A 20,944-nucleotide genomic window follows, 5' to 3' on the forward strand; every position below is an offset into this window, starting at 1 on the left:
ATTTTCCGGAAAATTCTTGCGCCTCAGCTTCGGGCGGCAACGGCACTTGCAGCATGGGCGAGGTTCTCGACCAGGGTTTCGGCCATGGACCGGAACACCATGATCTCGAAGGCACTTGCCCCCGTGCGCGTCACGCTCGCGGTCATGTGGCCCAGCAGGGTCCTGGCCGTGTGGCCGGGGTCGAACGTCGCCGCGCGCAGGTCCACCGGGACCAGCCGCGCCAGAACCTCCTCGACTGGCGTGCCGGTGATTTCGACCGTGGCCCAGGCGTCGGATTGATCCACGCAGGCGGCCCCCGGCAGGTCGGGGCAGTCGGCCCCCATCAGCAGCGCCTCGCCCCGGCCGACCCAGAGCGTGCGCACGTCCCCCACGGCCTGGCTGCGCCCGGGGGCCGGAAAGCCCACGCCGAGGGCCGATTTCAGGGCCACGCTCACCGCGTCGTCCTGCCCCTTGAAGGGCAGGATCGCGGTGATCCGACCGGGTGTCGTTTCGGTGATCGACACCGCGCCGATGGTGCCCGGCAAAAGCCCGTCACAGGGCGAAAGGACGACAAGATTAGCCACGGACACGCTCACCTTTCCTGTCGAAAAAGACCGGCTCGCACACCCGCGCCAGCGTCGTGACCCCGCGCAGGTGATCGACCATCTTGATGGTTTCACCGTGCCGCGCCCGGCCATTGGCAAGGAACCCCAGCGCCAGGTCATGCCCCAGCGTCGGCGAATGGCAGGTGCTGGTGACATAGCCCTGATCGTTGCTGCGCACGGGGTCGGCCGTTTCGGCGAAGAGATGCGCCCCGCCTGTCAGCCGGCCCGCGGGATCGACGGGTTTGAGCCCCACCAGCTGTTCGCGGCTGTCCTCCAGAAGGCCCGGACGGCGCGAGGTGGCAAAGCCGACGCAATCCTTCTTCTTGCTGACCATCCCCTCGCATCCGATGTCGAAGGCCGTGGTCCGGCCGTGGATCTCGGCATGGGTGACATGGCCCTTCTCGATGCGCAGAACATTGAGCGCCTCGATCCCGTAGGCGCCACCGCCCAGCGCCTCGGCCTGCGCCAGCAAGACACGGTAGAGCGCGGCCCCGTGGCGGGCGGGCACGGCGACCTCGTAGGCATGTTCGCCGGAAAACGAGATGCGGAACAACCGCCCCGGCACGCCCATCACGTCGACCGCACCGCAGGCCATGAAGGGCCAGGCGGCGGGGTCGAGGCCACCGTCGACGACAGCATCCAGCAGGTCGCGCGATTTCGGCCCAGCCACGGCGAACTGCGCCCAGTGCTCGGTCGCGCTAGTGAAAACCACGTCCAGCTCGGGGCGCAGGGTCTGCGCCACCCATTCCAGGTGGCGCATGACCAGCCCGGCGGCGGCGGTCGTCGTGGTCATCAGGAAGTGATCCTCGCCCAGCCGCGCGGTGGTGCCGTCGTCCATGACATGGCCGTCCTCGCGTAGCATCAGGCCATAGCGAACGCGCCCTACCTTCAACGTGCTGAAGGTGTTGGCATAGACGAAATCCAGCAAGGCCGCCGCATCCGGCCCCTGGATGTCGATCTTGCCCAGGGTGGAGACGTCGCAGACCCCCACGGCAGTGCGCACCGTGGTGACCTCGCGGTTGCAGGCCTCCTGCCAGGACGCGTCACCGGGTTTCGGGAAATAGGCGGGGCGATACCACAACCCGGCCTCGATCATGGGCGCGCCGCGATCGACGCTGGCCTTGTGGCTGGTGGTCAGGCGACGCGGCGCGAACCCCATGCCCTGCGCCCCCGCCCCCATCGCGGCGATGGAGACCGGCGTGTAGGGGGGGCGGAAGGTGGTCGTACCCGTCTCGGGGATGCTGCGCCCCGTGGCATCAGCCAGCACGGCCAGCGCGGCGACGTTGGAATTCTTGCCCTGGTCGGTCGCCATGCCTTGCGTGGTGTAGCGCTTCATGTGCTCGACCGAGCGGAAGTTCTCCTGCGCGGCGAGCCGCACATCCTTGACGTGCACGTCGTTCTGGAAATCGAGCCATTTGCGGCCCCGGCCCTCGACCGCCCAAAGCTCCTCGATGCGATAGGGACGGTCCTCGGCGTCCGGCACCGGGGTGTCAGCGGGCGTCAGGCCCAACTCGGCGGCCACGTCCGCCGCCACGCGGGCGCCGTCGGCCAGGCAGGCGGCGGTGGAAAACTGCCCGCGCGCGGCCCCGGCGGCCACCATCCCCGGCACCATGCCACTCCGCGGCAGGAAGCTGAGCGTGGTCGCGTCCCATTCGGGCCGCCCGTTCATGTGGCAGGCCAGGTGGACCGAGGGGTTCCAGCCGCCCGAGACGGCCAGGCACTCGGCCTCGATCCGCAGGGTCCGGTCGCCCTGGCGCAGCGACAGGCTTTCCAGCCCCTTGCGCCCCCGGGTGCCGATGACCCGCGCCCCGGCGAAGAGCTTGTAATCGCCCAGCGCCTGCGCCTCGGCCCGGCTGTCGATCACCGCCGAGACGTCGACGCCCGCCGCCATCAGGTCCAGCGCGGTGCGGTGCGCCCCGTCGTTGTTGGCAAAGACCGCGACCTTGCGGCCCGCGACCACGCCCCAGCGGTTGAGGTAGGCGCGCACGGCGCCCGCCGTCATGATGCCGGGGCGGTCGTTGTTCGGGAAGGCCACGGGCCGTTCCAGCGCCCCGGCACAGAGGATCGCGCGCCGGGCGACGATGCGCCAGAAACACTCCAGCGGCTTGCCGGGCCGGTGGGGGTGGTGCCGGCCCACCCGTTCCAGCGCCCCGAAGGTGCCCTGATCGTAGGCACCGGTCAAGGCCGTCCGCGGCATCAGGCGGACGTTGTCCATCGCCGCCAGCTCGGCCACCCTGTCCGCGGCCCAGGCATGGCCCGGCTGGCCGCTCACCTCCTCGGTCTCGGCCAGAAGGCGGCCGCCCATGCGGGCATCCTCGTCGGCCAGGATCACATCGGCCCCGGCGCGCGCCGCCGCCCACGCGGCCATCAGCCCGGCCGCGCCGGCCCCGATCACCAGCACATCGCAATGGGCGAAGGCCTTCTCATAGGTATCCTCGTTGGCCAGCCCCGACAGCGCGCCCAGCCCGGCGGCGCGGCGGATGACCGGCTCGTAGAGCTTTTCCCAGAAGCTCTTCGGCCACATGAAAGTCTTGTAGTAGAACCCCGCCCCCAGGAAGGGCGACATCAGGTCGTTGACCGCCATCAGGTCGAAATCCACCGACGGATAGGCATTCTGGCTGCGCGCCTCGAGCCCCTCGTACAGCTCCTGCACGGTGGCGCGCACGTTGGGGTCGGCCTGCGGTCCGTGGCCCACGGTCACCAGCGCGTTGGGCTCCTCGGACCCGGCGGTCAGGATGCCGCGCGGGCGGTGATACTTGAAGGACCGGGCCACGACGCGCTTGTCATTGGCGATCAGCGCCGCGGCCAGCGTGTCGCCCGCCCGCCCGGTCAGGCGTTCGCCGTCGAAGGTGAAGGGCACGGAGGTTGTGCCCTGGTCCAGCCCGCGGCCCGCAATCCTCATGACGACGCCACCGTCTCGGCCAGCTCGGCGCCCGTGACCTCATGCGTGGCGGTATCGCGCGTCACCACCAGCCAGGCGCCGCAGCCGGCCTCGTGAAACCACAGGTCGCGGGTTTCGCCACAGGGGTTGGCGCGATTGTGCAGGTAGTCGTCCCAGGCGGCGTCGCCCGCGTCGGGGGCTGGACGGTCGAGCATCACGGCCGCGCCCTGGTAGGCAAACTCGCGCCGGTCACGGGGTCCGCAGAGGGGGCAAGGGATACGCATTTCGTGTCCTCAGTGCAGGTTGTGCTGAGAGCCGGTGCCCTCTTCGTCCATCAGGCCGCGGCCGGTGCGGAACCGGTCCAGCCGGAATTTCGCAGCCGGTTCGTGATGCCGGCCCGTCGCGATCAGGTGCGCCAGCGCAAAGCCCGAGCCGGGCACCGCCTTGAACCCGCCGTAGCACCAGCCGCAATCGAGAAAGAGGCCCTCGGTCTCGGTCTTGTCGATGATCGGGCTGCCGTCCGGCGTCATGTCCATGATCCCGCCCCAGCTGCGCAGCACGCGCGCCTTGCCGATGGCGGGCATCAGGGTCATCGCTGCCTCCATGACGTGTTCGGCCATGGGCAGGTTGCCGCGGCTGGCGTAGGAGGCATAGAAATCCAGGTCACCACCGAAGACCAGCCCGCCCTTGTCGGACTGGCTGATGTAGAAGTGCCCCATGCCGAAACTGACAACGTGGTCGATGACCGGTTTCAGCCCCTCGGTGACGAAGGCCTGCAGCACGTGGCTTTCGATCGGCAGGCGCATCCCGGCCATTTCCGCCACCTGCCCCGAGCGCCCGGCGGTGACGATGGCGACCTTGCGCGCCCGGATCGCGCCGCGCGTGGTCTGCACGCCGCGCACGCGGCCGGCCTCGATGTCGATGCCGGTGACCGCGCAATTCTGGATCAGGTCGACGCCGCGCCGGTCGGCCCCGCGAGCATAGCCCCAGGCCACGGCATCGTGCCGCGCCGTGCCCCCGCGCGGGTGATACAGCCCGCCGTAGATCGGGAACCGCGCCGTGTCGAAATCCAGGTAGGGCAGATGGGCGCGCACGCCCTCGCGGTCCAGCAGGATGGCGTCATCGCCCTGGTTGACCATGGCATTGCCGCGCCGGGCGAAGGCATCGCGCTGACCGTCGGAATGGAACAGGTTGATCAGCCCACGCTGCGAATGCATGACGTTGTAGTTGAGCTCCTGCTCCATGCCTTCCCAGAGTTTCAGCGAATGGCTGTAGAACTCGGAATTGCCGGGCAGGAAGTAGTTGGCCCGCACGATGGTGGTGTTGCGGCCGACGTTGCCGCCGCCGATATAGCCCTTTTCCAGAACGGCGACATTGGTCAGCCCGTGTTCGCGGGCCAGGTAATAGGCTGTCGCCAGCCCGTGCCCGCCACCACCGATTATGACGATGTCGTAGTCCGGTTTGGGGTCGGGATCGCGCCAGACGGGTTTCCAGCCTTTCTGGCCGAACACCCCTTCCTTGAGAACGCGAAACCCCGAATAGCCGCCCGAGACACCCATGCTTTGCCCTTTCGTCGCGCCACGCCAGTCAAGCGCCCGCCGCCGCAGGTTTCAATGCCTTGCGCCGCCGTCGGTTGGATTTGCGCGACAAAGGCTGGCCAAGCGGCGACTTTCCTGCCGGCAGAGGTAAACCCTGGCTTCGGCTCAGGCCAGTAACGCGGCCTCGTGCCAGCGCAGGATCGGGCGGGCGGCCTCGAACGCGGGCACCTCTGGCGCGGCGGACAGTTCGGGGAACAGGCGCAGCAATTCGTCACGCGCTGCGACCGGCACACCGTTCAGCCCCACGTCGCCGGGCAGGAAGCTTTCCGCCTCCAGCCCGTCGGCATAGACGACCTGATGCGCGTCGCACAGGAAATGGTGATAGACCACGCGCCGTTCCGCACGGTCGAGGCGCACCGTCCGCCCGTTGACCATGTGCACCGCGGCACAGAGCACCTGGTCGTGGCCGAAATACAGCGGCACCCACGGCCCCGCGACGAGCAGGCGGTGCTGTTGCGACAGCCGCAGGTCGCGCGCCGGGCGTCCCGGGCCGAAGGCATGCGCGGCGATGCGCACGGGCCGTAACGCCGGGTCATTGCGCAAGCGGGCGGCATCGACCTCGACCCGTCCCGCCCAGCGGATCGGCTGCGGCCCGGCATCACGGGTCACCACCAGGTCGCCGGGTGCCAGGTCCTCGACCGGGCGCGGCCCGCCTGGCGTCAGGATTTGCGTGCCCGCCGTGAAGCAGGGCACGCCATCGGAATACTTCAGCTCCCGCGTGTTGTCGCCGGGAAGGTTGAAGAGGTCGGTGTTGGCGACGACCTCCAGTTCCTCGCCCCGCGGCGGAACGCTGCCGCCCTCGAAGGTCAGGCCGACGACGTTCTCATAGCCGGTGCCGTCTCCATCCTCCACCTCGACCGCCCAGGCGAAGTAATTGTTGCCGCCCGAGTCCTGAAGCGTGATCCGGTACTCGGCTTCGACATTCGTGCCGGCACTGTAGGTGGTGCCATCGATTGTCGTTTCGCCGGAAAGTGTCTGGGCCTCGCTGTCCTCGAAGTAGTCGGGGCGCCCGGCAGTGTCTTCGAGCGCGACCTCCTGGAAATCCGCGGCCGAATCCAGCGTGATTGAGCCCAGATGCGACCCCTCACCCTGCGATGTCTGCCCCAGCGTCGTCGGATTGCCGCTCGTGTCCATCGCAGTGATCCCCGCGGCGCTGATCATCTGTATGCTCGGCATGCGACGTCCCGGCTATCGTCTTTCTACAATCTTCACCCCCATTTCAGGACACAGTGGCACAAATTTGGTATCATTTCGGTAAACCGTTGTTCCCGCGCGCTGCCGCGCGGCGGCCCGCCCCGCCGGTCACAGCCCCTTGGCCGCGTAGCTTTGCGCGACGCGCTCGATCGCGGTGATGAAGCCGGCGGTGCGCAGGTCGTGCACGTCGCTGCGCCCGTGCCAAGTCTCGCGCATGGCCTGGAAGGCGGCGCGCATGGTGTCGTCCAGCCCCGAGCGCACCAGTTCCAGCTCGTCCGCGCCGCGCATGTAGCGCCGCTTGAAGTCGGGCGACATGGACCAGGCATCGCCCAGCATCGCGTCCAGCCGCTCCAGCTCGTTGACGATCAGTTCGTGCCGGGCCTCTTCCTGGCGGCGCTGCATCCGGCCGAAGCGGATATGGCTGAGGTTCTTGACCCACTCGAAGTAGGACACGGTGACACCGCCCGCATTGGCGTAAAGGTCGGGGATGACCACGGTGCCGCGCTCGCGCAGCAACTCGTCGGCCCCGGCGGTGACGGGGCCGTTGGCCGCCTCGATGATCAGCGGGGCCTTGATGCGCGGGGCATTCTGCAGGTTGATGACCCCCTCCAGCGCCGCCGGCACCAGGATGTCGCACTCGGCTTCCAGCACCTTGGAGCCGTCGGCGTGATGCGTTGCATCGGGGTAAGTCGCGACGCCGCCGTGCTTGACGATCCACTGGCGCACCGCCTCGACGTCGATGCCGGCCTCGTTGAACAGCGCGCCGTCGCGCTCGATGATGCCGATGACCTTGCAGCCGTCCTCCTCGGACAGGAACTTGGCGGCGTGGTAGCCCACGTTGCCCAGGCCCTGGACGACCACGCGCTTGCCGTCGAGCGTGCCCGACAGGCCCGCTTTCTTCACGTCCTCGGGTTCGCGGAAGAACTCGCGCAGGGCGTATTCGACACCGCGGCCCGTCGCCTCGACCCGGCCCTGGATGCCGCCCGCGTGCGGCGGCTTGCCGGTGACACAGGCCGCGGCGTTGATGTCGGTGGTGTTCATGCGGCGATACTGGTCGGCGATCCAGGACATTTCCCGTTCACCGGTGCCCATGTCCGGGGCAGGCACGTTCTGGGAGGGGTTGATCAGGTCGCGCTTGGCCAGTTCATAGGCGAAGCGGCGGGTGATCTGCTCCATCTCGTGTTCTTCCCACTGGTTGGGATCGACGCAGAGCCCGCCCTTGGAGCCGCCGAAGGGGGCCTCGACCACGGCGCACTTGTAGGTCATCAGCGCCGCCAGCGCCTCGACCTCGTCCTGGTTCACGGCCAGCGAAAATCGGATGCCGCCCTTGACCGGCTCCATGTGTTCCGAATGCACGGACCGATAGCCGGTGAAGGTTTCGACCTTGCCCCGCAGCCGCACGCCGAACCGGACCGTGTAGGTGGCGTTGCAGACCCGGATCTTCTCCTCCAGCCCCGGGGGCAGATCCATCAGGGCCACCGCCCGGTTGTACATGATGTCCACGCTTTCGCGGAATGTCGGCTCGTTCTGGGGCATGATGTTCATCGGGGGTCCCTCCTTGCAGTATTGGCGGACGGTCTGCTGCCGCCCTCGGGTGACCCTAACGCCGATTCGCTGAAAATTTGAACACTTCCTTCAGCAGGCCGCGCCGCGCCCCTTCCGACGCCCGCGACGACCGATTGGCAGGCGTGACACAACAGTCGGTGCGCCAGCACCGGACGGTTTCCATGGCAGCGACATTCGCTGCCTCATGGCCGCTTTCGTGCCTCATTTTCGCCACCGCGGCCTGCTCCATTGATGTCGGGGTAATGCGGTCACGGATGGCCGCCACGGTTCTGAAGTGGGAAAGGTTGGAAATGTCAGTGAACACCACACCAGCGCTTACCCGCAAGGGTTACGCCGGGCGGCGAGGCCGTTTCCGGCGCGACGAGTCCGGCGGTGTGACCTTTTTCGGACTCGTCTTGTTCGTCCTGATCCTCGGCTTGGGCGGCATGGCCGTGGACTTCATGCGGTATGAAACCGCCCGCGCCAAGATGCAGGGCACGCTGGACCGGGCCGTCCTCGCCGCGGCCGACCTCGACCAGGAACAGCCGCCCGCCGACGTCGTACGCAACTACTTCGAAACCGCGGGCATGTCCGATTTCCTGTCGGGGGATCCCAGCGTGCAGGAGGGGCTGAATTACCGCATCGTCAATGCCGGGGCGGAAGTGAAGCTGCCCATGCGCTTCGTCGGGTTTCCCCGCGCCTTCCTGCAATCGGGCGAAGAAATGGACCGCACACTCAAGGTCAGCGGCACCTCCACCGCCGAAGAGCGCGTGACCAACGTCGAGGTATCGCTGGTGCTGGACGTGTCGTCGTCGATGCAGCGCAACAATCGCTTCGCCAATCTCGTCCCGGCGGCGCATGACTTCATCGACGCAGTCCTCGACAACAACGGCGAAACCGCCGAAGGCTTGATCTCGATATCGACGGTGCCCTACTCGGCCGTGGTCAACCCCGGCCCTGCGCTGGGCGGCCAGTTCGACATGACGGATCACCACGACGAGTCGAATTGCATCCTCGTGCCCGACTCGATGTTCGACCAGACCGCCCTGCCACCGGATCCAGACGGCACGGCGGGGGCCGGCTACACACGGCTGTCGCATTTCGACTACGGAGCCGACACCCGCACCTGGGCCCACCCCATCGACAGGCCCTGGTGCTTTCCCGGCACCGAGAACGCGATCCTGCCCTTCGAAACCGATCGTCAAACCCTGAAGAATGCCGTCTCGGCCATGACGAATTTCGGCAACACCGCCATCGACCTGGGCGTGAAATGGGGGGTCGGGCTACTGGACCCGGCCATTCGCCCGGCGATGAACGCTGTGCTCGACCCGGCCACGCCGGTGCACGGTCGCCCGCTGGACTGGGATGACCCCAACGGCGTTCTCAAGGTGATCGTACTCATGAGCGACGGAGCAAACACCACCGAATACGATCTCGGGGAACCCTACAAGAGCGGCCTGTCGTCGATCTGGTTCGCCAAGGACAATGCTGGTCAAGCCCTCTGGGACGTGGACCAGGACCAGATCTCGATACAGACACGCGGGCAAGGCACGTCCTGGCGCTCGGACGACTGGTTCTTTCACCTCGACGCCCCCTACTGGGACGACGAGGGCGACCACCCGCGCGGGTATCCCGACTACCAGTCCGAGACCAGCGCCGATGCGCAGAACCCCCAGTCGCCGGGGCGCGGACAGGCTTACGACAACGATGTCTACCACGCCTCCTGGCAAGACATTTTCTCGGGCTGGGTCCGCACCGAGATCTACCGCGAATTCTTCCGGGAACCATATCAAGAGCGCGAGATCAGCTACAATACCTACGTTGCCACCTATTACGCGCTCGAAGAGGCCGTGAACGGGTCGAAGGCGGACACCCGGCTGTCCCAGGTCTGTGCCGCGGCGCGCGACCGCAACATAGTCATTTACTCGGTCGCCTTCGAGGCGCCCTCGCGGGGGCGGAACGCCCTGCGCGACTGCGCCAGTTCGCCCAACCACTACTTCGACGTCGACGGTGTCGAAATCTCGGAAGCCTTCAGCGCGATCGCCTCGGACATCCGGGCGCTGAAGCTGACGCAATAAGGACCGCCCGGACATGAGATGTACCTTGCAGTCCCCCTTCGGACGCTTCCGCCGCTTTCGCCGCCGCACCGCGGGCGGGGTCGCCACCATCGAGTTCGTCCTCATGTTCCTGCCGATGTTCGTGCTCTCGGTCTCGGGGTTCGAGCTGGGCCTGCTGATGACACGACAGGTGATGCTCGAACGCGGCATGGACATTGCCGTGCGTGAGGTGCGCCTGAACACCGGCCAGGACTACGCCGAGACGGACCTGCGCCGGTCGATCTGCAACGGCGCGGGCATCATTCAGGACTGCATGACGAAGGTGCGGCTCGAGATGCTGCGGATCGAGCCCGACAACTGGACCGATCCGCCCGCCCAGGCGTCCTGCGCGAACCTGAGCGAACCCTTCGAGCCGGCGCGCAACTTCGAGAACGGGAACCAGAACCACCTGATGCTGCTCCGGGCCTGCGGAAAGTTCGAACCGATGCTGCCCGACTTCGCCCTCGGCTGGACCCTGTCGCGGATGTATGACGATCAGCACTACCGGCTCTACGCGACCTCCGCCTTCGTCATGGAGCCGCGTTGACCCATGATCAGTCGTATTGCATCAAGGCTGCGTCGGCACAGGCGGAATGAGGCGGGAAGCGTCGTCGTGGAGGCGGTATTCGTGCTGCCCCTGCTGTTCTTCGCCGTGCTGGGCACCTGGGTTTTCTTCCAGGCCTTCCGCGCGCAGTCGATCAACGTCAAGGCGGCCTATACGGTCTCGGACGCCCTGAGCCGGCGTGGCGGCGACTACGTCACCGAGACTTACATGGACAGCATGTGGAAGCTGCACCGCTTCGTCACCGACTCGAACCATGACACCGACCTGCGTGTAAGCGTGATCGGCTGGGACCCCGACGACGAGGAGTATTATGTCTGCTGGTCGCAGGCGCGGGGGGGTCAGAACGCCCTGACCGACGCGGGCCTGGACGGCTATGTCGCCGCCGAGCGCATACCGGACCTGCCCGCCGGCGAGGCCCTTATCATGGTCGAGACACGCGTCGCGCACGAGCCGATCTTCTCGGCCGGGGGTGACCTGGCGATGTGGTTCGAGGACATGGTCGTCTCATCGCCGCGCTTTTCGGCCCAGCTGAAATGGAGCAGCAACGGCAGCGACAACGGCGCGGTGTCCTGCTTCTGACCGCCCGACGGCGGGTCCGACCGCGCCCTGCCCGGAACGGGCCGTGCGCCGTGTCAGTCGCCGCGTTGGGCAAGGCGCAGTGCGATCTGGTCGGCCATGACCCGCGACGCCCCCGCCGAGACCGTGCCGCCCACGCCGAGCCGCTTGCCCATGCGCCACCACAGCCCCGGCTGCCAGGCCCGTGGCTGGCGCGCGCGCAAGTGCAGCACGAAGCCGTTCGAGGGCTTGAAGGCGAAGGCGCCGCGCTCGACCCGGGTGACGTCCTCCAGCCGGGCCAGCAGGGTGCCGTTGCTGTCGCGCAGCGCATCCGCGTGCAGGTGCAGGGCCGGCCGCGTCGCGCGGCGCAGGGCCTCGGCCCCCAGCAGAGCCAGGCCGGCAAAGACCACGAGGACGGCCTGCCAGCCCGGTGCCGGCGGCCGCGTCACGGCCGACACGATCAGAAGCCCCGCCAGCGCCAGCAACACGGCCACGGCAAAGACCCGGCGGCCGGGGGCCGCGCGCAGCACGGCGATGGGGGCATCTTCGGTCACGGCGGCCTCCTGTTGCTGGCGCTGGCATAGCGCGCGCGGACGGCAGCGGAAAGCCCTCAGAGGCCCGCGCTCCGCCGCAGCAGGGCGAGATCCCCCGGTGCGAGCCGTGACAGGGCACGCCGTCGCCGTGGACAAACCGGCCCGGGCGGCTTGCCCCCGGTGCCGGCCCGGCCCTATTGTCAGTATGATGCGCCTGATGATCCTTGTCCTGCTGGGCGGGCTTGCCGCCTGTGCCCCCTTTCCCGACCTGGACCTGCCTGCTGACCGGGCACCGGTCGGGGACGGCCCCGCGCTCGCGCCGCTGGACGATACACTGGCCCGGGCGGCGGCGCTGGACACCGCGGCACGGACCGGGCCGGACCCGACGGCAGCCCTGGCCGCGCGACTGACGGCGCTGACCGCGCGGGCGGCGCGCCTGCGCCAGGCACCGGTGATCGATCCGGCCGACCGCGCTCGCCTGCAGCGGCGCGCGCCCGCGTTGCAGTAGCCGCCCATCCGGGCTAACAGGCGCGCAGGATCACAGCGAAGGACCGCCCAGATGACCAGCCCTCTCCGCCTCGGGATCGCAGGCCTCGGAACCGTCGGCGTCGGCGTGGTGCGCATCCTGCGCCAGCAGGCGAAACTGCTAGAGGCGCGCGCTGGGCGCCCGATCGAGATCGTGGCCATCTCGGCGCGCACCCGCGACAAGGACCGGGGCGTCAACCTGTCGCCCTACGACTGGGAGGACGACCCGGTCGCGCTGGCCCGGCGCGACGACGTGGATGTCCTCGTCGAACTCATGGGCGGCTCGGACGGGCCGGCCAAGGCCGCGACCGAGGCCGCGCTGGCCGCCGGCAAGCATGTGGTCACTGCCAACAAGGCGATGCTGGCCCATCACGGACAGGCCCTGGCCGACCGGGCCGAGGCCAACGGCTGCGCCCTGCGCTTCGAAGGGGCCGTGGCCGGCGGCATCCCCGTCGTCAAGACCCTGATGGAGGGGCTGGCGGGCAACGGCATGACCCGCGTCATGGGCGTGATGAACGGCACCTGCAACTACATCCTGACCCGGATGCAGGACGCGGGCCTGACCTACGAGGAGGCCTTTGCCGAGGCCGACGCCCTGGGCTTTCTGGAGGCCGACCCCGAGCTTGACGTGGGCGGCATCGACGCCGGCCACAAGCTGGCGATCCTGGCCGCGCTGGCCTTCGGCACGCGCTGCGACTTCGACGCGGTCGAGCTGGAGGGCATCGGCGCCATCACCATCGAGGACATCCGCCAGGCCGCCGACATGGGCTATCGCATCAAGCTGCTGGGCGTGGCGCAGATGACCGGGCGCGGGCTTGAACAGCGCATGTCGCCCTGCCTGGTGCCCGCGGCCTCGCCGCTCGGCCAGCTGGAAGGGGGCACCAACATGGTCGTCCTCGAAGGCGACGCGGTCGAGCAGATCGTGCTGCGCGGTCCCGGCGCGGGCGAGGGCCCGACCGCCAGTGCCGTCATGGGCGACGTGATGGATATCGCGCGGGGGCTGCGGCTGCCGGTCTTCGGCCAGCCAGCGGGGACGCTGGCCGCGGCACGGCCCGCCAATTCCACCGTTCCGGCGGCCTATTACCTGCGCCTGCAACTGATCGACAAGCCCGGCGCGCTGGCCAAGATCACCGCGATCCTCGGGGATGCGGGTGTGTCCATCGACCGGATGCGCCAGTACGGCCATCAGGACACCTCGGCCCCGGTGCTGATCGTCACCCACAAGACCACCCGCGCCGACCTGAACACCGCGCTTGCCGCGGTACGCGAAACCGACGTGGTACTGGCCGACCCCGTCGCCATCCGCATCGAGGAGGTCTGAGGCCATGGCCGAGCGGGTGATCGACCTCGCGATCTGGCCCCGGGCCGGGGCCTTTCGCCTGTTTCGCGGCTACGAACGGCCGCATTTCGCCCTGACGGCGCGGCTGGACGTGACCCACCTGATGGCGCGCAAGGCCGACGGCATTTCGCCCTTCCGGGCCTGCCTTTACGCGCTTTCGGCCGGGTTCCACGCGGTGCCGGACCTGCGCACCCGCTTTCGCGGGGCGGACACGGTGGTCGAACATGATCGGCTGACGCTCTCGCCCACCATCGCCCTGCCCGATGGCAGCTTCCGCTTCGGCTACATCGACTTCACCGACGATTGGTCCGCCTTCGACGCCGCCGCCGCGGCCGAGATCGCGGCGGTCCGCGAAGGGGCCGCGCGCGTGCCCAACACCGGTGAACGCGACGACCTGCTTTACCTGTCCTGCCTGCCCTGGGTGGATTTCACCGGGCTGACCAATGCCATGCCCGACGCGCAGGATTGCATCCCCCGCCTGAGTTGGGGAAAATTCGTGACCGACGAGAACGGGCGCAGTACCTGCGCCTTCACCGCCGAGGTGCACCACGCCATTGCCGACGGGGCGCACCTGGGGCAGGCCATCTCGGTGATCCAGGACAGGCTGGACAGCTTTTAGGCACGGGGGCCGCTGCGGGCCCGGCTGTTAGCGCGCACAGGCTTGTGAGGTCGGCCGGGGCACGCTAGGCGGCAGCTAATGCCATTTCCCGAAAGGACCCGTGCCGATGTCCCTGCCCACCGATTTCAATGACCGCATGCTGTCGCTGGGCCTGGCCCGGGTCGCCGAACAGGCCGCCATCGCCAGCGCCGACTGGATCGGCCGCGGCGACGAGAAAGCCGCCGACGAGGCCGCCGTCAACGCCATGCGCGACCAGCTCAACATGCTCGACATCCAGGGCACCGTCGTCATCGGCGAGGGCGAGCGTGACGAGGCGCCGATGCTCTTCATCGGCGAAGAGGTCGGCAACGGCCAGGGCCCGCACGTGGACATCGCGCTGGACCCGCTGGAGGGCACGACCCTGACGGCCAAGGACATGCCTAATGCGCTGACGGTGATCGCCATGGCCTCACGCGGGACGCTTTTGCACGCGCCCGACACCTACATGGACAAGCTGGCGGTGGGGCCGGGCTACGCGCCCGGCGTGGTCACCCTGGCCATGTCGCCGGCCGAGAGGGTCGCAGCATTGGCCGCGGCCAAGGGCTGTGAGAGCAAGGACATCACCGTCTGCGTGCTCGAACGCCCGCGCCACGTGGACATGATCGCCGAACTGCGCGGCACCGGCGCGGCGGTGCGGCTGATCACCGACGGCGACGTCGCCGGGGTGATGCACTGCGCCGAGCCGGCCACGGGAATCGACCTCTACATGGGTCAGGGCGGCGCGCCCGAGGGCGTTCTGGCGGCCGCCGCGCTGAAATGCATGGGCGGGCAGATGTACGGCCAGCTGGTGTTCCGTGATGCGGCCGAACGCGCGCGCGCCGACACCGCCGGGATCACCGACCTCGACCGGGTCTACAGCCGCGACGACATGGTCACCGGCGACGTGATCTTCGCGGCCACGGGCGTAACCGACGGCTCGCTTCTGCCCGGCATCCAGCGCGAACCCGACAGCCTGACCACCGAGACGATTCTCATGCGGTCCAAGACCGGGTCGGTCCGGCGCATGCGCTACCGCAACCCGATCTGATTTTTATCAAGCGAAAACGGGGGCCTGGCGAACCCGACGCCGTTTCGCAGCGGGGAATACATCACAACACTTGCACATATTAAGTTTTTTACATATGTATTGCTCCAAGCAGCCGACCGTGCTGCGGAAACCTGCAACACGAAACCGGGCGCGCGCCGCTGCAACGGCGCCGCCCCCGCTGGGGAACCGACAGACCGATGACCACGGAATTCACACCCTTCCTGTCGCTGTTCGGCGGGCTGCTGATCGGCAGTTCGACCGTGCTTTTGATGCTGACCCTGGGCCGCATCCTGGGCGCCACGGGCGTTCTGGCCGGGTTCCTGCAACCGGCCTCGGCCTCGGACTGGTCCTGGCGCGCGGCGCTGCTGGCCGGCATGGTGACGGCCCCCGCCCTGATGACGCTGGTGACCGGCCAGCAGCCGACCATCCAGGTGCCGGTGAGCACGCTGATGATGGTCCTCGGCGGCTTCATCGTCGGCATCGGGGTCACCTACGGCGCGGGCTGCACCAGCGGCCACGGCGTCTGCGGCATGGCGCGCTTTTCGCCGCGCTCGATCGCCGCGACCGTCACCTTCATGATCTTCACCGCGATCACGGTCTACGTGGTCCGTCACGTAATCGGAGTCTAAGCTCATGATGCGCATCGTCTCGACCTACCTTATCGGCCTGATCTTCGGCATCGGCATCATGATGTCCGGCATGGCCAACCCCGCCAAGGTTCTGAACTTCTTCGACGTTTTCGGCACCTGGGACCCGTCGCTCATCTTCGTGATGGGCGGGGCCATCCTGGTGGCCGCGCCGGGCTACTGGCTGGTGGTGGCGCGCCCGGCGGGCAAGCCGCTGATGGGAACGGCGTTTCACGTGCCGCAGAACCGCAAGCTGGACACCCGCCTGATAGCCGGCTCGGCCACCTTCGGCGTCGGCTGGGGGATCGCGGGCTTCTGCCCCGGTGGCGCCCTGCCCGCCGTCGGCACGCTCAACCCGGCCGTTCTGACATTCACCGCCGCGCTGATCGCCGGCATCTTCACCGCGAAGGCCACCCAGACCCTGACCGCGCGCCGCGCCGGCTCGGCCGCGGCCTGACCCCGACCCAAAGGAACAGGACATGACCCACTATCCCGTCAACACCGACATCAAGCCCGAGGTCCAGGCGTTCTTCGACGACGCCACCAACACGATTTCCTATATCGTCAAGGACCCGACCTCGAACAGCGCGGCGATCGTCGACAGCGTCATGGACATCGACTATGCCGCCGGGCGCATCACCTACGATCACGCCGACGAACTGATCCGCCAGATCGAGGCCCAGGACCTGCAGCTTGAGTGGATCATCGAGACCCACGTCCACGCCGACCACCTCTCCGCCGCGCCCTACATCCAGGAAAAGATCGGCGGCAAGATCGGCATCGGCGCCAAGATCATGGTCGTGCAGGACACCTTCGGAAAGGTCTTCAACGAGGGCACCGAGTTCCAGCGCGACGGCAGCCAGTTCGACGCCCTGTTCGAGGACGGCGACACCTACATGGTCGGCAACATGCCCGTCTTCGCCATGTACACGCCCGGCCACACCCCGGCCTGCATGGTGCATGTCATGGGCGATGCGGCCTTCGTCGGCGACACGCTGTTCATGCCCGACGGCGGCTCGGCTCGGGCGGATTTTCCCGGCGGCGACGCGGCCACGCTCTATGACAGCATCCAGAAGGTCCTCGCCCTGCCCGACGAGATGCGCCTGTTCATGTGCCACGACTACGGCCCGGGTGGCCGCGACATCGCCTGGGAAACCACCGTGGGCGAAGAGAAGGCCAACAACATCCACGTCGGCGGCGGCAAGACGAAAGAGGATTTCGTCAAGTTCCGCACCGAGCGCGACGCGCAGTTGGGCATGCCCAAGCTGATCATCCCCTCGCTGCAGGTGAACATGCGCGCGGGCGAGATCCCGACCGACAAGGACGGCAACCCGATGCTCAAGGTGCCGGTCAACGGGCTGTGAGCCCCGCGACCCCGCCCCCGAGAGCACAGGAGACGACAATGCAATTCAACACCATCACCGAGGCGGTCACCGCCAGCCCGCAGGTCTGCCCCGATGACCTGACGGCGATCAGGGAGGCGGGCTATCGCGCCGTCATCTGCAACCGCCCCGACGGCGAGGCGGCCGACCAGCCCACCTTCGAGGAGATTGAGGCGGCCGCAAACAAGGCCGGCCTCGAGGCGCGCTACCTGCCCATCGTCGCCGGCAAGGTCAGCGACGAAGACGCCTCGGCGTTCGAGGCCGCGCTGACAGAACTGCCCGGGCCGGTCCTGGCCTATTGCCGGACCGGCACCCGCTCGGCGACACTGTGGTCGCTGGCCAGCGCCAACCGGCTGGACCCTAGCGAGATCCTGTCCAGGACCAAGGCCGCGGGCTATGACATGGCCGGGGTGGTGCGCCGCATCGTCAACGGCGGCAAGACGCCCACCGATACGGGGGATGCCAAGTACGACGTGGTGATCGTCGGCGGCGGCGCGGCGGGCATCGCCGCGGCGGCCTCGATCCTGCAGCGCCGGCAGGGGCTGGAGATCGCGCTGATCGACCCCGCCGACATCCATTACTATCAGCCCGGCTGGACCATGGTCGGCGGCGGCGTCTTCGATGCCGCGACCACTGCCAAGACCATGGGCAGCCTGATCCCCAAGGGCGTGCATTGGCTCAAGTCCGCCGTCGCGGCCTTCGAGCCCAAGGACAACGCCGTGGTCCTCGATGGCTGCCGTGTGGTGAAATACGACCGGCTGATCGTGGCCCCGGGGCTGAAGCTCGACTGGGGCGCCGTGGACGGGCTGGTGGAGACGCTCGGCAAGAACGGCGTGACCTCGAACTACCGCTACGACCTGGCCCCCTACACCTGGGAACTGGTCAAGGGCCTGAAACAGGGCCGCGCGCTCTTCACCCAGCCGCCCATGCCGATCAAGTGCGCCGGCGCGCCGCAGAAGGCGATGTATCTGTCGGCCAACAACTGGGAGGAAATGGGCGTTCTGGACAAGATCGACATCCAGTTCATGAATGCCGGCGGCGTGCTCTTCGGGGTCAAGGACTACGTGCCGGCCCTGGAAAGCTACGTCGAACGCTACGGCGCGACCCTCAATTTCCACCACAACCTGATCGCGGTTGACGGCCCCGCCAAACAGGCGACCTTCAAGGTCAGCCCGCCGGAGGCGGAGGGGCGCGAAGTCACCGTCGATTTCGACATGATGCACGTCACGCCGCCGCAGACCGCGCCGGATTTCATCAAGGTCTCACCGCTGGCCGATGCCGCCGGCTGGGTCGACGTGGACCAGGCCACCCTGCGCCACAAGGCGTTCGACAACATCTGGGCGCTGGGCGACGTGATGAACGCCCCCAACGCCAAGACCGCCGCCGCCGCCCGGATGCAGGCCCCGGTGGTGGCCGACAACCTCGTGGCCGACATCGACGGGCGCGGGCCGCAGGTGCAGTACAACGGCTACGGCTCCTGCCCGCTGACAGTGGAAAAGGGCAAGATCGTCCTGGCCGAGTTCGGCTATGGCGGGGCTCTGCAACCGTCCTTTCCCAAGTGGCTGATCAACGGGCAGAAACCATCGCGCCTGGCCTGGCTTCTCAAGGAACAGGTGCTGCCGCCTGTCTACTGGCGTGCCATGCTGCGGGGCCGCGAATGGATGGCCCGCCCCGAGAAGGTCAGCGCCAGCTGATCCCAGCCCCCGCCGGGCGCCGGTTTCGCCGGCTCCGCGGGCTGGCAGGCGCCCCTGCCCTGTCGGCCCGGTGTCCAATTGCAAAGGTCCCGCGTGATGCGCGCATTGTCCAGATACCTGCCGATCCTGACCTGGGGTCGCACCTATGACCGCACCGCCCTGTCCAACGACATGGTGGCGGCGGTGATCGTCACCATCATGCTGATCCCGCAGTCGCTGGCCTATGCGCTGCTGGCCGGGCTGCCGCCCGAGGCGGGGATCTACGCCTCGATCGTGCCGATCATGCTCTATTCCGTTTTCGGCACCAGCCGCGCGCTGGCCGTGGGGCCGGTCGCCGTCGTGTCGCTGATGACCGCCGCCGCCATCGGCGAGGTCGCCGAGCAGGGCACCGCCGGCTATGCCGCCGCGGCGCTGACGCTGGCGGGGCTGTCCGGCGCGATGCTGCTGACCCTGGGGGTGCTGCGGCTGGGGTTCCTCGCCAACTTCCTGTCGCACCCGGTGATCGCGGGGTTCATCACCGCCAGCGGCATCTTAATCGCCACCAGCCAATTGTCGAGCATCCTCGGCATCGACGCCTCGGGCCATACCCTGCCGCATCTTCTGGAAAGCCTGTTCCACAACCTGTCGCAGATCAGCTGGATCACCCTGGCGATCGGCGCGGCGGCCACCGCGTTCCTGTTCTGGGTGCGCAAGGGCCTGAAACCGCTGCTGCTGCGCGCGGGCCTCGGCCCGCGGCTCGCCGACATCCTGACAAAGGCCGGGCCGGTCGCCGCCGTGGTCGTCACCACCCTGCTGGCCGGGGTGTTTCGGCTCGACAACGCCGGTGTGCAGATCGTCGGTGCGGTGCCGCAGGCGCTGCCGCCCTTCACCCTGCCCGACACCTCGATGGAGCTGATCCGCGCGCTGTTCCTGCCCGCGCTGCTGATCTCGATCATCGGGTTCGTCGAGTCGATTTCCGTCGCCCAGACCCTGGCCGCCAAGAAGCGCCAACGCATCGACCCCGACCAGGAATTGATCGGGCTGGGCGCGGCCAACATCGGCGCGGCCTTTACCGGCGGCTATCCCGTCACCGGCGGCTTCGCCCGGTCGGTCGTGAATTTCGACGCGGGGGCCGAGACACCCGCGGCCGGGGCCTTTACCGCCGTGGGGCTGGCCATCGCCGCGGTGGCGCTGACCCCCCTGATCCACTTCCTGCCCAAGGCCACGCTGGCGGCCACGATCATCGTCGCGGTGCTCAGCCTTGTCGACCTGGGCATCCTCAAGCGCGCCTGGACCTATTCGCGCGCCGATTTCGCCGCGGTGCTGGCCACCATCCTGCTGACCCTCGGGTTCGGCGTCGAAACCGGCGTGACCGCGGGCGTGGTCCTGTCTATCGCGCTGCATCTCTACAAGACCTCGAAACCCCATGTGGCCGAGGTGGGCCGCGTCGCGGGGACCGAGCATTTCCGCAACATCCGCCGTCACCAGGTCGAGACACATCCGCGCGTCATTACCCTTCGCGTGGACGAAAGTCTCTATTTCGCCAATGCGCGGTTCCTCGAGGATTACCTCTACGACCGCGTGGCCGGGGATGACGCGCTGTCGGACGTGATCCTGCAGTGCACCGCGATCAACGAGGTGGACATGTCCGCGCTGGAAAGCCTCGAGGCGATCAACACCCGCCTCAAGGATCTGGGCATCCGGCTGCACCTGACCGAGGTCAAGGGCCCGGTGATGGACCGCCTGCGCCGGTCGCATTTCCTCGACGAGCTGGGCGGCAAGGTCTTCCTGACGCAGTATGCCGCCTGGACGGAGCTGACCGGCGACGGGGCCACGCAGGCCGCGTGATCACCCTGTCGCGTCGCCCGTCTCGCCACCGGCGGGCTGGGGCACCGAGCTGTCGGGATGGTCGAATTCGTCCGGCGGTGCCGGTTCGCCCCGCACGCTGGGGTCGCAAGCCACCATGAGGCTGCCGCGGTCGCGGATGATCAGACCACCGCGGGCGCGGCACTGCTCGAAGCTCATGCCGCCGCCGAGCACCATGTATTCGCGCACCCCGGCGCCGTTTTGCAGGGCCGCCTCGTCGCAGGCACCCAGCGCAAGACACCCTGCCACCACCGTGACTGCACCGCGCATCGCGCACCTCCGTTTCTTGCCCGACTC

The 20,944-nt window shown here is 68.2% G+C and carries 20 protein-coding genes; 12 read left to right on the forward strand and 8 right to left on the reverse strand.

Annotated features, from left to right (window positions below; genetic code table 11):
* Positions 1 to 23: 23 nt before the first annotated feature.
* From BU124_RS04960 to BU124_RS04985, 6 genes are all read right to left on the reverse strand, one after another.
* Positions 24 to 563 carry a sarcosine oxidase subunit gamma gene (locus BU124_RS04960; protein WP_084861489.1) on the reverse strand — a complete coding sequence of 180 codons (540 nt, stop codon included), beginning with the start codon at positions 561 to 563 and terminating at the stop codon, positions 24 to 26.
* Complete coding sequence (locus BU124_RS04965) at positions 556 to 3,486, reverse strand: sarcosine oxidase subunit alpha family protein (protein ID WP_084861350.1); 2,931 nt, start codon at positions 3,484 to 3,486, stop codon at positions 556 to 558. Before BU124_RS04965 ends, BU124_RS04960 begins: the two co-directional genes overlap by 8 nt.
* A complete protein-coding gene (locus BU124_RS04970) occupies positions 3,483 to 3,749 on the reverse strand; it encodes a sarcosine oxidase subunit delta (protein ID WP_084861351.1) in 267 nt (88 codons plus the stop codon). Before BU124_RS04970 ends, BU124_RS04965 begins: the two co-directional genes overlap by 4 nt.
* 9 nt (positions 3,750 to 3,758) lie before the next feature.
* Positions 3,759 to 5,024 (reverse strand): sarcosine oxidase subunit beta family protein, encoded by a 1,266-nt coding sequence (locus BU124_RS04975; protein ID WP_084861352.1) that lies wholly within the window; start codon positions 5,022 to 5,024, stop codon positions 3,759 to 3,761.
* Between the two features lie 144 nt (positions 5,025 to 5,168).
* Positions 5,169 to 6,239 (reverse strand): Hint domain-containing protein, encoded by a 1,071-nt coding sequence (locus tag BU124_RS04980; protein WP_084861353.1) that lies wholly within the window; start codon positions 6,237 to 6,239, stop codon positions 5,169 to 5,171.
* Between the two features lie 126 nt (positions 6,240 to 6,365).
* The gene (locus BU124_RS04985) at positions 6,366 to 7,802 is read right to left on the reverse strand and encodes a Glu/Leu/Phe/Val family dehydrogenase (protein ID WP_084861354.1); all 1,437 of its coding nucleotides are present in this window, start codon (positions 7,800 to 7,802) and stop codon (positions 6,366 to 6,368) included.
* A 317-nt stretch (positions 7,803 to 8,119) separates the two neighbouring features.
* Here BU124_RS04985 and BU124_RS04990 point away from each other — a divergent pair, with 317 nt between their 5' ends.
* The 3 genes from BU124_RS04990 to BU124_RS05000 all read left to right on the forward strand — a co-directional run bounded on the left by BU124_RS04990 (position 8,120) and on the right by BU124_RS05000 (position 11,042).
* Complete coding sequence (locus tag BU124_RS04990; RefSeq protein ID WP_179141865.1) at positions 8,120 to 9,880, forward strand: TadE/TadG family type IV pilus assembly protein; 1,761 nt, start codon at positions 8,120 to 8,122, stop codon at positions 9,878 to 9,880.
* Positions 9,881 to 9,893: 13 nt separating this feature from the next.
* Positions 9,894 to 10,445: a TadE/TadG family type IV pilus assembly protein gene (locus BU124_RS04995; protein WP_084861356.1), complete on the forward strand. Its 552-nt coding sequence runs from the start codon at positions 9,894 to 9,896 to the stop codon at positions 10,443 to 10,445.
* Between the two features lie 66 nt (positions 10,446 to 10,511).
* Positions 10,512 to 11,042 carry a TadE/TadG family type IV pilus assembly protein gene (locus BU124_RS05000; RefSeq protein ID WP_084861357.1) on the forward strand — a complete coding sequence of 177 codons (531 nt, stop codon included), beginning with the start codon at positions 10,512 to 10,514 and terminating at the stop codon, positions 11,040 to 11,042.
* A gap of 53 nt (positions 11,043 to 11,095) precedes the next feature.
* Here the strand turns inward: BU124_RS05000 and BU124_RS05005 are convergent, their stop codons facing one another.
* On the reverse strand, positions 11,096 to 11,572 hold the full coding sequence (locus BU124_RS05005) for a hypothetical protein (RefSeq protein WP_084861358.1): 477 nt from the start codon (positions 11,570 to 11,572) through the stop codon (positions 11,096 to 11,098).
* Positions 11,573 to 11,756: 184 nt separating this feature from the next.
* On the opposite strand from BU124_RS05005, the gene BU124_RS05010 reads away from it, so the two are divergent.
* The 9 genes from BU124_RS05010 (at position 11,757) to BU124_RS05050 (ending at position 20,629) form a co-directional block, all read left to right on the forward strand.
* Positions 11,757 to 12,059 carry a hypothetical protein gene (locus tag BU124_RS05010; protein WP_084861359.1) on the forward strand — a complete coding sequence of 101 codons (303 nt, stop codon included), beginning with the start codon at positions 11,757 to 11,759 and terminating at the stop codon, positions 12,057 to 12,059.
* Between the two features lie 51 nt (positions 12,060 to 12,110).
* Positions 12,111 to 13,397 carry a homoserine dehydrogenase gene (locus tag BU124_RS05015; protein WP_084861360.1) on the forward strand — a complete coding sequence of 429 codons (1,287 nt, stop codon included), beginning with the start codon at positions 12,111 to 12,113 and terminating at the stop codon, positions 13,395 to 13,397.
* 4 nt (positions 13,398 to 13,401) lie between these two features.
* Complete coding sequence (locus tag BU124_RS05020; RefSeq protein ID WP_084861361.1) at positions 13,402 to 14,034, forward strand: CatA-like O-acetyltransferase; 633 nt, start codon at positions 13,402 to 13,404, stop codon at positions 14,032 to 14,034.
* A gap of 106 nt (positions 14,035 to 14,140) precedes the next feature.
* Positions 14,141 to 15,100, forward strand: coding sequence for a class II fructose-bisphosphatase (glpX, locus tag BU124_RS05025; protein ID WP_084861362.1), 960 nt, complete (start codon positions 14,141 to 14,143; stop codon positions 15,098 to 15,100).
* Between the two features lie 197 nt (positions 15,101 to 15,297).
* Positions 15,298 to 15,729: a YeeE/YedE family protein gene (locus BU124_RS05030; RefSeq protein ID WP_084861363.1), complete on the forward strand. Its 432-nt coding sequence runs from the start codon at positions 15,298 to 15,300 to the stop codon at positions 15,727 to 15,729.
* Positions 15,730 to 15,736: 7 nt separating this feature from the next.
* The gene (locus BU124_RS05035) at positions 15,737 to 16,183 is read left to right on the forward strand and encodes a DUF6691 family protein (RefSeq protein ID WP_084861491.1); all 447 of its coding nucleotides are present in this window, start codon (positions 15,737 to 15,739) and stop codon (positions 16,181 to 16,183) included.
* Positions 16,184 to 16,205: 22 nt separating this feature from the next.
* Positions 16,206 to 17,090, forward strand: a complete 885-nt coding sequence (locus BU124_RS05040; protein ID WP_084861364.1) for an MBL fold metallo-hydrolase — start codon at positions 16,206 to 16,208, stop codon at positions 17,088 to 17,090.
* Positions 17,091 to 17,128: 38 nt separating this feature from the next.
* Positions 17,129 to 18,802 carry a bifunctional protein tyrosine phosphatase family protein/NAD(P)/FAD-dependent oxidoreductase gene (locus tag BU124_RS05045; RefSeq protein WP_084861365.1) on the forward strand — a complete coding sequence of 558 codons (1,674 nt, stop codon included), beginning with the start codon at positions 17,129 to 17,131 and terminating at the stop codon, positions 18,800 to 18,802.
* Positions 18,803 to 18,898: 96 nt separating this feature from the next.
* On the forward strand, positions 18,899 to 20,629 hold the full coding sequence (locus tag BU124_RS05050) for a SulP family inorganic anion transporter (RefSeq protein ID WP_084861366.1): 1,731 nt from the start codon (positions 18,899 to 18,901) through the stop codon (positions 20,627 to 20,629).
* Here the strand turns inward: BU124_RS05050 and BU124_RS05055 are convergent, their stop codons facing one another.
* Entirely contained in the window at positions 20,630 to 20,917 is a 288-nt protein-coding gene (locus BU124_RS05055) for a hypothetical protein (protein WP_084861367.1), read from the reverse strand.
* Positions 20,918 to 20,944: the final 27 nt, after the last annotated feature.

Source organism: Salibaculum halophilum (genome assembly GCF_002094885.1).
Taxonomy (GTDB): domain Bacteria; phylum Pseudomonadota; class Alphaproteobacteria; order Rhodobacterales; family Rhodobacteraceae; genus Salibaculum; species Salibaculum halophilum.

Excerpts from the sequence above, each read along its gene's own strand:
- BU124_RS04965 (WP_084861350.1), bottom strand. The coding sequence starts at position 3,486 with ATGAGGATTGCGGGCCGCGGGCTGGACCAGGGCACAACCTCCGTGCCC.
- BU124_RS04970 (WP_084861351.1), bottom strand. The coding sequence starts at position 3,749 with ATGCGTATCCCTTGCCCCCTCTGCGGACCCCGTGACCGGCGCGAGTTT.
- BU124_RS04975 (WP_084861352.1), bottom strand. The coding sequence starts at position 5,024 with ATGGGTGTCTCGGGCGGCTATTCGGGGTTTCGCGTTCTCAAGGAAGGG.
- BU124_RS04980 (WP_084861353.1), bottom strand. The coding sequence starts at position 6,239 with ATGCCGAGCATACAGATGATCAGCGCCGCGGGGATCACTGCGATGGAC.
- BU124_RS04985 (WP_084861354.1), bottom strand. The coding sequence starts at position 7,802 with ATGAACATCATGCCCCAGAACGAGCCGACATTCCGCGAAAGCGTGGAC.
- BU124_RS04995 (WP_084861356.1), top strand. The coding sequence starts at position 9,894 with ATGAGATGTACCTTGCAGTCCCCCTTCGGACGCTTCCGCCGCTTTCGC.
- BU124_RS05010 (WP_084861359.1), top strand. The coding sequence starts at position 11,757 with ATGATGCGCCTGATGATCCTTGTCCTGCTGGGCGGGCTTGCCGCCTGT.
- BU124_RS05015 (WP_084861360.1), top strand. The coding sequence starts at position 12,111 with ATGACCAGCCCTCTCCGCCTCGGGATCGCAGGCCTCGGAACCGTCGGC.
- BU124_RS05020 (WP_084861361.1), top strand. The coding sequence starts at position 13,402 with ATGGCCGAGCGGGTGATCGACCTCGCGATCTGGCCCCGGGCCGGGGCC.
- glpX (WP_084861362.1), top strand. The coding sequence starts at position 14,141 with ATGTCCCTGCCCACCGATTTCAATGACCGCATGCTGTCGCTGGGCCTG.
- BU124_RS05030 (WP_084861363.1), top strand. The coding sequence starts at position 15,298 with ATGACCACGGAATTCACACCCTTCCTGTCGCTGTTCGGCGGGCTGCTG.
- BU124_RS05035 (WP_084861491.1), top strand. The coding sequence starts at position 15,737 with ATGCGCATCGTCTCGACCTACCTTATCGGCCTGATCTTCGGCATCGGC.
- BU124_RS05040 (WP_084861364.1), top strand. The coding sequence starts at position 16,206 with ATGACCCACTATCCCGTCAACACCGACATCAAGCCCGAGGTCCAGGCG.
- BU124_RS05045 (WP_084861365.1), top strand. The coding sequence starts at position 17,129 with ATGCAATTCAACACCATCACCGAGGCGGTCACCGCCAGCCCGCAGGTC.
- BU124_RS05050 (WP_084861366.1), top strand. The coding sequence starts at position 18,899 with ATGCGCGCATTGTCCAGATACCTGCCGATCCTGACCTGGGGTCGCACC.
- BU124_RS05055 (WP_084861367.1), bottom strand. The coding sequence starts at position 20,917 with ATGCGCGGTGCAGTCACGGTGGTGGCAGGGTGTCTTGCGCTGGGTGCC.